Genomic DNA, 14,515 nt, shown 5'->3' with positions numbered 1-14,515 from the left:
TTGACCGAATGTCTCTGATCATCGCGCTTGACGGCCCGGCAGCAGCAGGCAAGGGGACGCTGGCAAGGCGGCTGGCCGGCCATTACCGGCTGGCCTATCTCGATACCGGGGCGCTCTATCGCGCCGTCGGCGTTGCTGTTATGCGTCAAGGTATTGATCCTGCTCAAGAATCTGCCGCAGTTGCGGCCGCGGAAAGCTTATCCCCCTCACTGCTCAACGATCCGGAAATCCGCACCGAGGCGGGCGGCCAGGCTGCGTCCAAGGTGGCGGCCATACCCGCGGTTCGGGCGGCTTTGCTGGATTGGCAGCGCCGCTTTGCCGCCCAGCCGCCGGCCGCAACGGATGGCCAAGCCATGGCAGGCGCCATTCTCGATGGGCGCGATATTGGCACCGTGGTTTGTCCGGACGCCCCCATCAAGCTCTTTATCACCGCCTCGATGGAAGCGCGCGCCCAGCGCCGCTTCAAGGAGTTGCAGGAAAAGGGAGCAGGGGCTATATACGCCCGGGTTTTGCAGGACATGCAGGAGCGTGATGCCCGCGACCAGGAACGCGCGGTGGCGCCTTTGACGGCGGCACCGGATGCCCTGGTCATCGATACCTCGGCCATGACCGCCGATGAGGTTTTCGATCAGGCTATCACGTATATCGATCGGATTCTTGCGGCGTGATATCCTGGATAATGCTGGTGTATAACCAGCATTGGACCGGCATCGCCACCAGGTCGATCAAGACCGAGCTGATTGATCACTGGATCGGACGTGGCCCCGCATCACTTATCGTCGTTGTTTGAAGACCGCCGGAAACAACCGGTTGGCCGGAAAAACGTTTTGAAAGGAAACTTAGACATATGGCTAAAGCAGCCCTGAAGGAAACCTCCGGAAAAGAAAGCTTCGCTGCCCTGCTCGAAGAGAGCCTGGGTGCAGCGGCTGGTCTGGAGGGCAGCGTCCTCACCGGTACCGTTGCCGGTATCGAAAACGAATTCGTCCTCATCGATGTCGGTCTGAAGTCCGAAGGTCGCGTGGCGCTGAAGGAATTCGCGCTCCCCGGCCAGAAGCCGGAAATCAAAGTCGGCGACACGGTCGAGGTGTATCTCGAGCGCATGGAAGACAAGAATGGCGAAGCCGTTCTCAGCCGTGAGAAGGCGCGCCGCGAAGAGGCTTGGATCCAGCTCGAAAAGCAGTTCAAGGACAACCACCGCGTGACCGGCGTGATTTTCGGCCGCGTGAAGGGTGGTTTCACCGTCGATCTGAATGGCGCCGTGGCCTTCCTGCCGGGCAGCCAGGTCGATATCCGCCCGGTCCGCGATGTTGGTCCGCTGATGGGTACGCCGCAGCCGTTCCAGATCCTGAAGATGGACCGCGCCCGGGGCAATATCGTCGTCTCGCGCCGTGCGGTTCTGGAAGAAAGCCGCGCCGAAGCGCGCAGCGAACTGGTCGCCAATCTGAAGGAAGGCCAAGTGCTGCAGGGTGTGGTGAAGAACATCACCGATTACGGCGCCTTCGTCGATCTCGGCGGCGTCGATGGTCTGCTGCACGTCACCGATATCGCCTGGCGCCGCATCAACCATCCGTCGGAAGCCCTGCATATCGGCCAGACCGTCAATGTCCAGGTCGTGCGCTTCAATCCGGAAACCCAGCGCATCAGCCTTGGCATGAAGCAGCTTGAGGCGGATCCCTGGGAGCAGGTCGGTGCGAAGTATCCGGCTGGCAGCAAGTTCGTCGGCCGCGTGACCAACATCACCGATTACGGCGCCTTCGTGGAGCTGGAGCCGGGCATCGAAGGCCTGGTGCACGTTTCCGAAATGAGCTGGACCAAGAAGAACGTCCATCCGGGCAAGATCGTCTCGACCAGCCAGGAAGTCGAAGTGATGGTCCTGGACGTCGATCCGGTGAAGCGCCGCATCAGCCTCGGCCTGAAGCAGTGCCTCGACAATCCATGGCAGGCGTTCCTCGACAAGCATCCGGTCGGCAGCGAGCTGGAAGGCGAAGTCAAGAACATCACCGAATTCGGTCTGTTCGTCGGCCTGCCGGGCGATATCGACGGCATGGTCCATCTTTCCGATCTCGATTGGGATCGTTCGGGCGAAGATGCCGTCCAGGATTACAAGAAGGGCGACAACGTGAAGGTGAAGCTTCTCGACGTTGATGTTGAGAAGGAGCGCATCAGCCTTGGTATCAAGCAGTTGACGCGTGACAATTTCGCCGAAACCGCCGGCACCTTGAAGAAGGGTGACGTCGTGACCTGCACGGTTTCGCAGATCACCGATGGCGGTATCGAAGTCACGCTGAGCGACGGCCTGACCGGCTTCATCAAGAAGGTGGATCTGTCGCGCGAGCGCGGGGAACAGCGCCCCGATCGTTTCGCCATCGGCGAAAAGGTCGATGCGAAGATCACCCAGGTCGATGCCAAGACCCGCAAAATTGCCTTGTCGATCAAGGCCCGCGAGGTCGAGGAAGACAAGCAGGCGATGGCCGAATATGGCTCGTCGGACTCGGGCGCCAGCCTGGGCGACATCCTGGGCGCCGCCCTGTCCAAGGCCAAGAAGGCCAAGAAGGACGAATAAGCGGATTGCCCTAAAGCGACAAATGCGTCGCTATAGGGATAAAATCGGCCGGGATGGGCAACCATCCCGGCCTTTTTTCGTGCCGAAACACCACGTTTTCGAAAAAACGTATAAAAATGAGCGACTTATCCTTGACGACCTGAATTTCCGCTGGCAGCCTTAACCTTACAGCGTGAATTCGGCAACAGGGGGTTGCCGTGTCGCCACAGGCAGTTAGGCGCGTGAGGGGGATTGTCTCTTGAAGAGCTGTCTTTCGCTTGCCATCCGATCGCCAGTCGCGGGTCTGTTACGCTGATGGGGAACGCCAGACCTGGAACGGATGCCGGTGTGGACGGGCGACGGGGACAGCAATGACGAAATCCGAATTGATTTTGCGCATCGGGGCTTTGAATCCGCATCTCTATCATCGCGATGTCGAACGCATCGTGACCACCATCTTCGAAGAAATCACCAACGCTTTAGCGCGGCGTGATCGGGTCGAGTTGCGTGGCTTCGGCGCCTTCTCGGTCAAGGAACGGGATGCCCGCAAGGGACGCAACCCGCGTACCGGTGAAACCGTCGCCGTGGAGGAGAAGGTGGTGCCCTTCTTCAAGACCGGCAAGGAATTGCGCGACCGCTTGAACGGTCGAAGCGATGTTCCGGGCGCAGGCGGCGAGGGCAATACAATAACGCCCACTAGCAGCGGCGATGCCGGCCTGCATAAGGAACCCGGTAATCCCGGCGGAAATTAAATCATATCAATCAATTGATGTGTCTCGATGTGGCTGGCGCTTTGACGCCGGTCACTCCTTTTCGACGGTTCGGCTGTTGCGGTTCTCGCCATGCCGGTTAGACTGTCGTCCCGCAATGCCACCGGCTCCCGCCGCCGCATGGAACCGACGGATAGCGGGGTTTAGCCGTCATCCTTTGCCGTTATATACGGGGCCGCCATGCGACGTTTTACCTGGATCATCACTTTGCCCATCACCATCCTCGTGGTGCTGTTTGCGGTGATGAACCGGGAGAGTGTCACCCTCAATCTCTGGCCATTGCCCTGGGATATTGCCGCGCCGCTTTATCTCCTTACGCTTGGCTGCGTTCTTTTCGGCTTTCTGTTCGGCCTGCTGGTCATGTGGCTGAGCCATAGGAGCACGCGACGCCGCAGCCGCGATTTGTCCCGCCGGGTCGATGCTCAGGCCAATGAACTCAATGCGTTGCGGCGGAACGTCCCGGCTGGCGTCCCGACGGGTACCGCGCTCGCAACCAGCAATAACGACAGCCTGTCGCAGAGATTGGTGCCGCCAGCCATCTGACCGCTGCCGATCCCGATCGATCACCGGCAAGTGTTGGGCTTGCTTGCTGGTTTCGTTTCCCGCCATTCGCGGCGCGGAAACTCTGTTTCCTTGACTCGCCGGTCCTAAAAGCCTAGTTTCCGCCCCGCTTAACCGACTTTGGGAGAGCCTCGGCCCCGAGGGGTCCCGTCCGTCCGCGAGTTTCGCGCACGGGCGCGAAATCCGTTGTCTTCGTATAGACGCTCTTTGCGGGTGTCGATAAATGGAGATGCGGGACCGGGAAACCGTTTGTAACGACCGGATCGCAACGACGCATGTTCGACAAACTGTCAGAACGCCTGAGTGGGGTCTTCGACCGGCTGACCAAGCGCGGCGCGCTGTCGGAAGCCGATGTCGATGAAGCCCTGCGCGAAGTGCGCATCGCGCTGCTCGAGGCCGATGTCGCCCTGCCGGTCGTCAAGGATTTCATTGCCCAGGTGCGCGAAGGCGCTGTGGGCGAGGCGGTGGTTAAATCCATCACGCCGGGCCAGATGGTCATCAAGCTGGTGCATGACGCGCTGGTGAAGATGCTCTCGGCCGGTGAGGAAACCGCCACCGCGATCAGCCTGAATGCGCCAGCGCCGGTGCCGATCATGATGGTCGGCCTGCAGGGCTCCGGTAAGACCACCAGCACCGCGAAGATCGCCAAGCGCCTGGCCGAGCGCCAGGGCAAGAAAGTGCTGATGGCCTCGCTCGACACCCGCCGTCCGGCGGCGCAGCAGCAGCTTGCGATTCTTGCTGAGCAAATCGGCGGCCGCTCCCTGCCGATCGTGCCGGGTGAGCCGCCGGTCGCGATCGCCAAGCGGGCTCTGCAAGCGGCGCGGCTCGAAGGCTTCGATGTCGTCATGCTCGATACCGCCGGTCGCCTGGCGATCGATGAAGAGCTGATGGATGAGGTGGCGCAGGTTCACGCCGCCACCAATCCGCATGAGACCCTGCTGGTCGCCGATGCGATGACCGGCCAGGACGCGGTGACCGTCGCCAAGGCCTTCAAGGACCGTGTCAGTGTCACCGGCATCGTGCTGACCCGCGTCGATGGTGATGCGCGCGGTGGTGCGGCCCTCTCGATGCGCGCCGTGACCGGCTGCCCGATCAAGTTGCTGGGTGTCGGCGAAAAGATCGATGCCCTCGAAGATTTTCATGCCGATCGTATCGCCGGCCGCATCCTCGGCATGGGCGATATCGTCAGCCTGGTCGAAAAAGCGATCGAGACCACCGAACAGGAAGAAGCCGAACGTCTTGCCCGCAAGATGCAGAAAGGCGAATTCGATCTCGACGACATGGCCTCGCAGTTGCGCCAACTGCTGAAGATGGGTGGCCTCGGCGGGATCATGGGCATGCTGCCCGGCCTCGGCAAGATGCAGAAGCAGCTTGAAGGCAAGGTCGACGACAAGATCGTCAAGCGTTCGATCGCCATCATCGAATCGATGACGCCGAAGGAACGCAAGCACCCGGATATCATCAAGGCGTCGCGTAAGAACCGCATCGCCAAAGGTGCCGGCGTCCAAGTGCAGGAAGTCAATAAGCTGCTGAAGCAGCATATGGACATGTCCCGCATGATGAAGCAGGTCAGCAAGCTCGGCAAAAAAGGCCTGATGCGCAGTGGCCTCGCCGGTCTCATGAAGGGCGGGGGCTTGCCGCCGATGGGTCCCGGTGGCGGGCTCGGCGGTGGACTTGGCGGCCCGGGCGGTGGATTCCCCGGTTTCGGCGGAGGCAAGAAGTGATCGATCACGTCTCGCTGGGCGTTTCCGATCTGGCGGCGGCCCGCGGTTTTTACGACCGCGTCCTGGCCGGCCTCGGCTACGTCCGGTCGATGGATATCGATCTTCCCGGCCAGGGTGTGGTCGCACATGGCTATGGCGAGAAGGGCGGAACGCCGTCCTTCTGGATCGGCGTGCCGGAAAAGCTGGATGCTGAGGGCAGCCGTCGTGGCGGCGTGCATATCGCCTTCATGGGCAAGCGTCGTGCCGATATCGATGCTTTTCATGCGGCGGTTCTGGCTGCCGGCGGCGCCGATAACGGCGCGCCAGGCCTGCGAGCGCATTACCACGCAGATTACTATGGCGCTTTCGCCTTTGATCCGGACGGCAACAAGATCGAAGCTTGTTGCCATCATCCGGAACCGTAACCCGAATTTACCGCATTAAGAGATCAGCGTTTCAAAAGGAGATAACCAAATATGTCGTTGAAGATTCGTCTGGCCCGTGGTGGCGCCAAGAAGCGTCCCTTCTACCGCATCGTTGTGGCCGAATCGCATTTTGCCCGTGACGGCAAGTTCGTCGAGAAGATCGGCACCTACAACCCCATGCTGCAGAAGGACGATCCGAACCGCGTGGTGCTGGACACCGAACGCGCCCAGCATTGGCTGAAGGTCGGTGCGACGCCCAGCGATCGCGTTGCCCTGTTCTTGGCGCGCGCCGGCCTCGGTGAGGCGCCGAAGCACCGCGAACAGCCGAAGCAGTCGCAGCCGAAGGCGAAGGCCCAGGAGCGCGCCAAGGCCGCTGCGGAAGCTGCTGCCAAGGCTGCGGAAGCCTGAGCTGACAGTCGTTCCGTTCTGACAGAACCCGCTGCGTCAGCATGACGGCAGAGAGTCGCAAGACGGTTGGAGAGAAGATGGTGCTGGTCGGTGCGATCACAGGTGCGCATGGCGTCCGGGGCGAGGTGAAGGTGAAGGCCTTCACGGCCGAACCGGCGGCGATCGCGGCTTATGGTCCGCTCTTTGATGAGGGCGGTACGCGCCGCTTCGACCTCACTCTGACCGGCAAGGGCGGTGACCTGCCGGGTAAGGCTCCTCCCTCAAAGGCACTGCTGATCGGCCGGATCGGCGGTGTCGCCGATCGCAATGCCGCGGAAGCCTTGAAGGGCCAGCGCCTGTTCGTGCCGCGCGCGCAACTGCCGGCCAGTGACGATCCCGAGGAATTCTACCTGACGGATCTGATCGGCCTTGCGGTGCGCGACAAGCAGGGTGCTGATTTCGGCCGGGTGGTCGATGTGGCCAATTATGGCGCCGGCGATCTGCTCATGGTGGAGGGCGCGGCCGAAGGCAGCTTCGATGTGCCTTTCGCCAAGGCCTTCGTGCCGGAGATCGATCTGGCCGGCGGCTTTCTGACGATCGACCTGCCGGAAGACTTCTTCGCCGCGCCGAGCCGTGATGGCGAGGAAGACGGCCCGAAAGACGGCGGCGAAGATGTCGGGACGGAAGGCGAGGTGAGCGGCCGGTGACCGACGCTGTTCGGGTTCCCGCTTGGCGGGCGCGTGTGCTGACCCTGTTCCCGGAGATGTTTCCGGGACCGCTCGGCCACAGTCTTGCCGGCAGGGCGCTGGAACGAGGGGATTGGCGTCTCGAAGTGATGGATATCCGCAGTTTCGCGCTGGATAAACATCGCTCGGTCGACGACACCCCCTTCGGTGGAGGGCCGGGAATGGTGATGCGGCCGGATGTGGTCGATGCAGCGCTGGCAGCAGCGATGCAGCCGGACGCGGATATGGCCTCGGTTGGTGCGGTTTCGGCCGGGCCGGCGATCTATTTCAGCCCGCGTGGTCGGGTGCTGGATCAGGCGCTGGTCAAGGAACTGGTCCGTGAACCGGGTTGCGTGATGCTTTGCGGCCGCTATGAAGGCCTTGATGAAAGGGTCATCGAGGCCCGCGGATTGATGGAAGTCAGCCTCGGCGACTTCGTCCTGTCCGGCGGGGAGGTCGCGGCGCTGGCGCTGATGGATGCGGTGGTTCGGTTGATACCCGGTGTGATGGGAGCGGCCGAAACGCTGGATGAAGAGAGTTTCGAACGGGGATTGCTGGAATATCCCCATTACACGCGGCCAGCCGTCTGGCGGGGCCGCCCGGTGCCGGAAGTTCTGCTCTCCGGGCACCACGAGAAGATCAATGCCTGGCGGCGACGTCAGGCGGAGGACGTGACGAGATTGCGGCGGCCCGATTTATGGGCGGCCTATGAGAAACGCGCCGAGAAGGACAAGGCGTAACAGATACCGGGGCCCAACCCGCGAAAGCCTGGGCGCCGGACGACATTACAAGGAAGGAACTGTGTCATGACGACATTGCATGATTTCGAGAAGGACCAGGTTGCTAAGCTGGCTGCGGCGTCGAAGCTGCCGGAATTCGCGCCCGGTGATACTGTGAAGGTGAATGTGAAGGTGGTCGAAGGCGACCGCGAACGTGTCCAGGCTTTCGAGGGCGTCTGCATTGCCCGCAAGAATGCCGGGGTGAATTCGTCCTTCACCGTGCGCAAGATTTCTTACGGCGAAGGTGTGGAGCGCGTATTCCCGCTCTATAGCCCGCGTCTGGTGAGCGTGGAGCTAATCCGCCGTGGCGATGTGCGTCGTGCGAAGCTCTATTACCTGCGCGGCCTGCGCGGCAAGGCGGCTCGTATCGCCGAAAAGACGACGACGACGACGACGACCGCTTCTGAAGCGGCCGGCGAATAAGACCGATCATCGGGTCGTCAGACTCGATGAATGTTGGCCCGGCCTAGCCGGGGAGGGGCCATGCCCGGCATCGGTTCGCGCCGTGCCGCTAGGCTTGGCCCCGGTAGTGAGTGACAAGATCCTCGGCGGGGCCGATTCTGCCGCCGCGGATATTGTAATCGAGGCATACCGCGATCGTGCCAGCGGCTTTCCGACCATCGGCGGCTGGAGCGATGCGGGACATTGACGATCAAGGACGTGTGGCCGCCATGGCACAACCGAAGACGCTGTTCGACAAGATCTGGGACAATCATCTGGTGCATCGCCAGGAGGACGGAACCTGTCTCATCTATATCGACCGGCATCTTGTCCACGAGGTCACCAGCCCGCAAGCTTTCGAAGGGCTGCGCAGTGCCGGCCGCAAGGTGCACCGTCCCAACGCCACTTTGGCGGTCGCCGACCACAACGTGCCGACTTCCGACCGGTCGAAAGGCATCCAGGAAGAAGAGAGCCGCATCCAGATCGAAACGCTGGAGAAGAATTGCGCGGATTTCGACATTCCCTATTTCCGAATGGATGATCCCCGCCAAGGGATCGTGCATATCATCGGCCCGGAACAGGGATTCACGCAGCCCGGCATGACCATCGTCTGCGGCGACTCCCATACCTCGACCCATGGCGCTTTCGGCTCCCTGGCCTTTGGCATCGGCACCTCGGAAGTGGAACATGTCCTGGCCACTCAGACGCTGATCCAGCGTCCCGCCAAGAACATGCGCATCACGGTGGAGGGCGATCTGCCGCTGGGCGTCACCGCCAAGGACCTGATCCTCGCTATCATCGGCAAGATCGGCACCGCCGGTGGCACCGGCCATGTGATCGAATATGCCGGCAAGGCGATCCGCGACCTCTCCATGGAAGGCCGCATGACGATCTGCAACATGTCGATCGAGGCTGGTGCCCGCGCCGGCCTGATTGCGCCGGACGAGACCACATTTGAATATTTGAAGGGCTTGCCGCAATCGCCGAAAGGCGGGGCATTCGAACAGGCCGTGGCTTTCTGGAAGACCCTGCCCTCCGATCCCGATGCCAAATACGACACCGAGATCGTGCTGAAGGCCTCGGATCTGGTGCCGCAAGTGACCTGGGGAACCAGCCCGGAAGACGTCCTGCCGATCACCGCTTCAGTGCCCAATCCCGCCAATGTTGCGGACGAAGCCAAGCGCAAGGCGATGCAGCGTGCGCTGGATTACATGGGCCTGACGCCGGGCACCCATCTGACTGATGTGAAGGTCGACCGGGTCTTCATCGGTTCCTGTACCAACGGCCGGATCGAAGATTTGCGCGAAGTCGCCAAGGTCGCCAAGGGCAAGAAGGTGGCCTCCCACGTCAATGCCATGGTGGTCCCGGGTTCGGGTCTGGTGAAGGCGCAGGCGGAAGAGGAAGGCCTCGACAAGATCCTGATCGAAGCCGGTTTTGACTGGCGCGAGCCTGGTTGTTCGATGTGCCTGGCGATGAATCCGGACCGGCTGTCACCGGGCGAACGTTGCGCCTCGACCTCGAACCGCAATTTCGAAGGCCGCCAAGGCCGTGGCGGGCGGACTCATCTGATGAGCCCGGCCATGGCGGCGGCGGCGGCGATCACCGGTCATCTTGCGGATGTGCGAAAGGTCGGCTGATCCGGCTTAGCCAAGCCAGCCGGCTGGCTTACTTACGTCTATCGAGGGGCGGCACTCTGTCGGTGCCGCCCTTTTGCTATTGATCCCGCTCGATTCTTGGACCGTATCGAACTTTTTTTATAACCTTGCTTTTGTGTCAGCTTGCTGACAGGCCGGCTTTCTATGCTCCATCCCGTTGCGCCGCCTCGCTGCGGTTGCACCCCGAACCGCAGCCTTCGGCTGCAAGCGACACCATCTGCCGAGACACCGTTTTTCGGCGACCATCGGCGAAATTAAGGGACTGAAACGGAATGCGATTGCTGTTGATCGAGGACAACGACCGTCTGTCGGAATTCCTAGAAAAGGCGTTGCGGGACGCCAATTTTACCGTCGATCGGGTTGCGGATATCCGTGACGCCGATGCTGCTATGGCAGGTGCCCGCTTCGATGCGGTAATTCTGGATCTCGGTTTGCCGGATGGCAATGGACTTGATTTGTTACAGGCTCGGCGCGCTGCCGGCGATTCGACGCCCATCCTAGTACTCACGGCCCGCGATGGCCTCAGCGACCGGGTCAACGGTCTCAATCACGGTGCCGATGACTACATGACCAAGCCCTTCGCCATGGAGGAGCTGGTTGCCCGCATCAAGGCGCTGCTGCGCCGTCCCGGCGCCGCTCTCGGCGTGCAACTCAATCTCGGCAATGTCAGCCTGGATACTTCCGGTCCGGCCCTGATGGTGGAAGGCAAGCGCGCTGGGCTGACCCGACGCGAATTGGCGTTGATGGAAATCCTGCTGCGGCGTCCGGGCAATGTCGTCAATCGGACCATCATCGAGGATGGCATCTATGGTTTCGATGATGAAGTCGGCACCAATGCCCTGGAAGTGCTTGTCTCCCGCTTGCGGAAGAAACTCACTGCCAGCGGTGCCGATATTCATCTCCACACCGTCCGCGGTGTTGGGTATATGGTGATGGAGCCTCACTGATTGCTCACCGGCCGGAGACTGCCTGACGGGCGTATCGATCAAGGGGGCGGAAGGGCCGTCGGTTCGGGGACGGCGAGCTTACCGGGCTCCGCAGTCATGGGTCAGTTCAAACGTGCCTTTACCAACCGATCGTTGCAGTCCCGCCTCCTTCTCAGGCTCGGCGGGGTCTGCATTTTCTTTTGCCTGCTGGTCGGTGCGGCGCTCTTCCTGATCTACCGCAGCGCCAATAGCGATATCCTGTTCGGCAAGCTGCAGGAAATCACCGATACGGTTGAGCGCAATCTCCAGCGCCAGCCCGACGGGTCCTGGCAGCTCAATCCCGACGGTATTCCCAGCGGCGTCGCCTATCTCCTTCGCGATTCGACGGGGCGGGAATTGCTGCGCGGCGGACACGATGCCGACCTTCTTCAGCCCTTGCCGATCATTGGCCTTGATGGCGAAGACGATATCAGCGATTTCCTGATCCAGCGGCCACTGAAGGACGGGCGTCCGCTGAAACGGCATGTCTTCACCCTGGTCAGCGTGCTGACGATCGATAATCAGCGATTGATCGTTCAGATCACCGCCAGGCCCAGCGCCACAATGGTGGGAATCGATGCTTTGACCCAGGAATGGCTTGGTGAGTTTCTCCCCTTCGCCATTCCGATGTCGCTTGTCCTGCTCGCCGTTCTCAGCCTCACCGTGCGCTCGGCCCTGGCGCCGCTCGAACGCCTGCAGCGTTTTGCCGCTGCGATCGGTCCTTTGCGAACCGATCTGCGCTTGCCGACCGACGATCTGCCGGCGGAATTGCTGGAACCGGTCCGCACCATCAATGGGGCGCTAGGCCGGCTCGATGACGGGTTTCGCCTGCAGCGCGATTTCATGGCCGATGCGGCGCATGAATTGCGGACGCCGCTGGCCGTACTCGCGGCACATCTGGAAAGCCTTGGCGGCGATCGGGACCTGCAACCGCTGCGGGCCGATGTCGAACGCATGACGCGGCTGGTCGGCCAAATGACCATGGTGGCTCAGCTCGAAGCACTCACCATCCAAAGCAGCGATAGCGCCGATCTCAGTGCCATTTCCCTGGAGCTGGCGGCCTTGATGGCACCTTTGGCGATCAGCCAGAATCGGGGGATCGCGGTCAATGGGGCCGAACAGCCCATCCTGGTGCGTGGCAATCCCGATGCGATCTACCAGGCTTTGCGCAACCTGGTCGAAAACGCCTTGCGCTACACGGCAGAAGGCACCGAGGTCGAATTGACCCTCGATCCGGCCGGCAAGGTTGGCGTCGCCGATCGGGGGCCTGGTATTCCGCCAGTGGACCGCCAGCGCCTGTTCCACCGCTTTTGGCGGGCCGATCGGCGCAGCACGGGCAATGCCGGGCTCGGGCTGGCGATCGCCCAGCGGATCGCCGAACTGCACCATGGCAGCCTGTCGGTCGATGATAATCCCGGCGGGGGTGCCCGCTTCACCTTGCAGGTGCCGCTGCTGAGCCGGTCATGATGCCCGTCGCGACCTAGGCAGCCTGCAATCGTCGCGCAGCAGCCGTCCGGCGCCTGCGCGGACTCCGGGCTTGTTTCATGAGGATGAGCGTGACATAAAAGCCGGCGATCCGGCCGGTCATGGCGGGTCGCCTGTGTGCGGCACCGTCCGATCCGGCCAAGAAAGAGCCGGGAATCATGCAAAAATTTACCGTTTTGACTGGTGTTGCCGCCCCATTGCCCATGATCAATGTCGATACCGACATGATCATTCCGAAGCAGTTCCTGAAAACCATCAAGCGCACGGGGCTCGGCAAGAACCTGTTCGACGAGATGCGTTATACGCCGGATGGCAAGGAAGTGCCGGATTTCGTGCTGAACAAGCCGGCTTATCGCAAGGCTGAGATCCTGGTGGCAGGCGATAATTTCGGTTGCGGTTCCTCGCGCGAACACGCGCCCTGGGCGCTGCTGGATTTCGGCATCCGCTGCATCATCGCGCCAAGCTTCGCCGACATCTTCTACAACAACTGCTTCAAGAACGGCATCCTGCCGATCAAACTGCCCCAGGAAGATGTCGACAAACTGATGGACGATGCTAATCGCGGCGCTAACGCAGTTATCACCGTCGATCTGGAAAAGCAGGAATTGCGTGGCCCCGATGGCGGTGTCATCCGCTTCGACATCGATCCCTTCCGCAAGCACTGCCTGCTGAATGGCCTGGACGATATCGGCCTGACCATGCAGAAGGCTCCGGATATCGCCAGCTACGAAAGCAAGAATAAGCTCAGCCAGCCCTGGCTTTGGTGAGCTGCCGCCGGCGATGCGGCCCGTGTCGCCGGCATTCATTTTATTCTCCGACTAAAGATTCCTGAAAGCGATCGACCTCATGGCATCCAATAAGAAGCTGCTGATTCTCGCCGGCGACGGCATCGGTCCCGAAGTCATGACACAGGTCAAGCGCGTCATCACCTGGTTCGAAAAGCGCCAAGGCCTCAGCTTTTCGGTGAGCGACGGCCTGGTTGGCGGCTGCTCGATCGATAAGCACGGTGTGCCGCTGACCGACGAGACTATGGCCGAGGCGATGGATGCGGATGCGGTTCTGCTGGGGGCCGTCGGCGGTCCGAAATGGGATAACCTGCCGTTCGAAATCAAGCCGGAACGCGGCCTCTTGCGTCTGCGCAAGGATATGGAGCTGTTCGCCAATCTGCGCCCGGCCCTGGTCTTCGATGCCTTGGCGGAAGCTTCCAGCCTGAAGACGGAATTGGTCGAGGGCCTCGACATCATGATCGTCCGCGAATTGACCGGCGGCGTCTATTTCGGTCAGCCACGCGGTATCGAAAATCTGCCCAACGGTGAACGCCGCGGCGTCAACACGCAGGTCTATACCACCAGTGAAATCCATCGCGTCGCCCGCGTCGCCTTCGAATTGGCGCGCAAGCGCGGCCGCAAGCTCTGCTCGGTCGAGAAGGCCAATGTGATGGAAAGCGGCCTGCTGTGGCGCGAGGAAGTCACCAAGCTCCATGGCGAGTACAAGGATATCGAGCTCAGCCATATGTATGCCGATAACTGCGCCATGCAGTTGGTGCGTCAGCCGAAGCAGTTCGATGTCATCGTCACCGACAATCTGTTCGGCGATCTGCTCAGCGATTGCGCCGCCATGCTGACGGGATCGCTCGGCATGTTGCCCTCCGCCTCTCTGGGTGCCGCCGATGCCAATGGCAAGCGTCGCGCGCTCTATGAGCCGGTGCATGGCTCGGCCCCGGATATTGCCGGCAAGGATCTGGCAAACCCGCTCGCCTGCCTGCTCAGCCTGTCGATGATGCTGCGCTATTCCTTCGATCTTGGGAAGGAAGCCGATCTCCTCGATAAGGCGGCCCAGGAAGTGGTTGCCGGTGGGTTCCGCACGGGCGACATCATGGCACCCGGTTGCACCAAGGTCTCGACCACGCAGATGGGTGACGAAATCTTGAAGGCGTTGGACCGGTTGGCGGTGTGATACGACGGAAATCATTTCCGGCTGAATCCTCCCCCGACAACCTTTCCGGCAAAGACCTGCAAGGCGCTTCACTAAATGGTGAGGCGCCTTTGCCCATCTACAGTCCGCTATTTCTTGACTC

General features: G+C 61.4%; 13 protein-coding genes and 2 pseudogenes. All 15 read left to right on the top strand.

The window, feature by feature from the left end; all coding sequences use genetic code 11:
- The first annotated feature begins 8 nt into the window (after positions 1-8).
- The 15 genes and pseudogenes from cmk to leuB all read left to right on the top strand — a co-directional run bounded on the left by cmk (position 9) and on the right by leuB (position 14,394).
- Positions 9-668 (top strand): (d)CMP kinase, encoded by a 660-nt coding sequence (gene cmk / locus SMD27_RS02765; RefSeq protein WP_320506803.1) that lies wholly within the window; start codon positions 9-11, stop codon positions 666-668.
- 173 nt (positions 669-841) lie between these two features.
- Positions 842-2,563: pseudogene (gene rpsA, locus SMD27_RS02760) on the top strand (30S ribosomal protein S1); the annotation flags it as partial.
- Positions 2,564-2,913: 350 nt separating this feature from the next.
- Positions 2,914-3,189, top strand: a pseudogene (gene ihfB, locus SMD27_RS02755) (integration host factor subunit beta); the annotation flags it as partial.
- Between the two features lie 303 nt (positions 3,190-3,492).
- The gene (locus SMD27_RS02750) at positions 3,493-3,855 is read left to right on the top strand and encodes a LapA family protein (protein WP_320506802.1); all 363 of its coding nucleotides are present in this window, start codon (positions 3,493-3,495) and stop codon (positions 3,853-3,855) included.
- A gap of 293 nt (positions 3,856-4,148) precedes the next feature.
- Complete coding sequence (gene ffh, locus SMD27_RS02745) at positions 4,149-5,597, top strand: signal recognition particle protein (RefSeq protein ID WP_320506801.1); 1,449 nt, start codon at positions 4,149-4,151, stop codon at positions 5,595-5,597.
- Positions 5,594-6,001, top strand: coding sequence for a VOC family protein (locus SMD27_RS02740; protein ID WP_320506800.1), 408 nt, complete (start codon positions 5,594-5,596; stop codon positions 5,999-6,001). The genes ffh and SMD27_RS02740 overlap by 4 nt, the downstream gene beginning before the upstream one ends.
- Before the next feature lie 51 nt (positions 6,002-6,052).
- Positions 6,053-6,409, top strand: a complete 357-nt coding sequence (rpsP, locus tag SMD27_RS02735) for a 30S ribosomal protein S16 (RefSeq protein WP_320506799.1) — start codon at positions 6,053-6,055, stop codon at positions 6,407-6,409.
- A gap of 41 nt (positions 6,410-6,450) precedes the next feature.
- Positions 6,451-7,095 carry a ribosome maturation factor RimM gene (rimM, locus tag SMD27_RS02730; protein WP_320506798.1) on the top strand — a complete coding sequence of 215 codons (645 nt, stop codon included), beginning with the start codon at positions 6,451-6,453 and terminating at the stop codon, positions 7,093-7,095.
- Positions 7,092-7,853: a tRNA (guanosine(37)-N1)-methyltransferase TrmD gene (gene trmD, locus SMD27_RS02725; RefSeq protein ID WP_320506797.1), complete on the top strand. Its 762-nt coding sequence runs from the start codon at positions 7,092-7,094 to the stop codon at positions 7,851-7,853. Before rimM ends, trmD begins: the two co-directional genes overlap by 4 nt.
- 66 nt (positions 7,854-7,919) lie before the next feature.
- A complete protein-coding gene (rplS, locus tag SMD27_RS02720; protein WP_320506796.1) occupies positions 7,920-8,315 on the top strand; it encodes a 50S ribosomal protein L19 in 396 nt (131 codons plus the stop codon).
- A gap of 248 nt (positions 8,316-8,563) precedes the next feature.
- Positions 8,564-9,970: a 3-isopropylmalate dehydratase large subunit gene (gene leuC, locus SMD27_RS02715; RefSeq protein WP_320506795.1), complete on the top strand. Its 1,407-nt coding sequence runs from the start codon at positions 8,564-8,566 to the stop codon at positions 9,968-9,970.
- A gap of 290 nt (positions 9,971-10,260) precedes the next feature.
- Complete coding sequence (locus SMD27_RS02710) at positions 10,261-10,935, top strand: response regulator transcription factor (protein ID WP_320506794.1); 675 nt, start codon at positions 10,261-10,263, stop codon at positions 10,933-10,935.
- 96 nt (positions 10,936-11,031) lie between these two features.
- The gene (locus tag SMD27_RS02705) at positions 11,032-12,420 is read left to right on the top strand and encodes a sensor histidine kinase (RefSeq protein ID WP_320506793.1); all 1,389 of its coding nucleotides are present in this window, start codon (positions 11,032-11,034) and stop codon (positions 12,418-12,420) included.
- Positions 12,421-12,596: 176 nt separating this feature from the next.
- Positions 12,597-13,205 carry a 3-isopropylmalate dehydratase small subunit gene (leuD, locus tag SMD27_RS02700; protein WP_320506792.1) on the top strand — a complete coding sequence of 203 codons (609 nt, stop codon included), beginning with the start codon at positions 12,597-12,599 and terminating at the stop codon, positions 13,203-13,205.
- 79 nt (positions 13,206-13,284) lie between these two features.
- Positions 13,285-14,394: a 3-isopropylmalate dehydrogenase gene (leuB, locus tag SMD27_RS02695; protein ID WP_320506791.1), complete on the top strand. Its 1,110-nt coding sequence runs from the start codon at positions 13,285-13,287 to the stop codon at positions 14,392-14,394.
- Positions 14,395-14,515 lie beyond the last annotated feature (121 nt).

Origin of the sequence: Dongia soli (assembly GCF_034044715.1) — a bacterium.
Taxonomy (GTDB): Bacteria; Pseudomonadota; Alphaproteobacteria; order Dongiales; family Dongiaceae; genus Dongia_B; species Dongia_B soli.
This window is presented reverse-complemented; position numbering and strand designations above follow the sequence as displayed.

What these genes read in the sequence shown, in the direction of transcription:
- cmk (WP_320506803.1), top strand. Translation starts at nt 9, where the DNA reads ATGTCTCTGATCATCGCGCTTGACGGCCCGGCAGCAGCAGGCAAGGGG.
- SMD27_RS02750 (WP_320506802.1), top strand. Translation starts at nt 3,493, where the DNA reads ATGCGACGTTTTACCTGGATCATCACTTTGCCCATCACCATCCTCGTG.
- ffh (WP_320506801.1), top strand. Translation starts at nt 4,149, where the DNA reads ATGTTCGACAAACTGTCAGAACGCCTGAGTGGGGTCTTCGACCGGCTG.
- rpsP (WP_320506799.1), top strand. Translation starts at nt 6,053, where the DNA reads ATGTCGTTGAAGATTCGTCTGGCCCGTGGTGGCGCCAAGAAGCGTCCC.
- rimM (WP_320506798.1), top strand. Translation starts at nt 6,451, where the DNA reads ATGACGGCAGAGAGTCGCAAGACGGTTGGAGAGAAGATGGTGCTGGTC.
- rplS (WP_320506796.1), top strand. Translation starts at nt 7,920, where the DNA reads ATGACGACATTGCATGATTTCGAGAAGGACCAGGTTGCTAAGCTGGCT.
- leuC (WP_320506795.1), top strand. Translation starts at nt 8,564, where the DNA reads ATGGCACAACCGAAGACGCTGTTCGACAAGATCTGGGACAATCATCTG.
- SMD27_RS02710 (WP_320506794.1), top strand. Translation starts at nt 10,261, where the DNA reads ATGCGATTGCTGTTGATCGAGGACAACGACCGTCTGTCGGAATTCCTA.
- SMD27_RS02705 (WP_320506793.1), top strand. Translation starts at nt 11,032, where the DNA reads ATGGGTCAGTTCAAACGTGCCTTTACCAACCGATCGTTGCAGTCCCGC.
- leuD (WP_320506792.1), top strand. Translation starts at nt 12,597, where the DNA reads ATGCAAAAATTTACCGTTTTGACTGGTGTTGCCGCCCCATTGCCCATG.
- leuB (WP_320506791.1), top strand. Translation starts at nt 13,285, where the DNA reads ATGGCATCCAATAAGAAGCTGCTGATTCTCGCCGGCGACGGCATCGGT.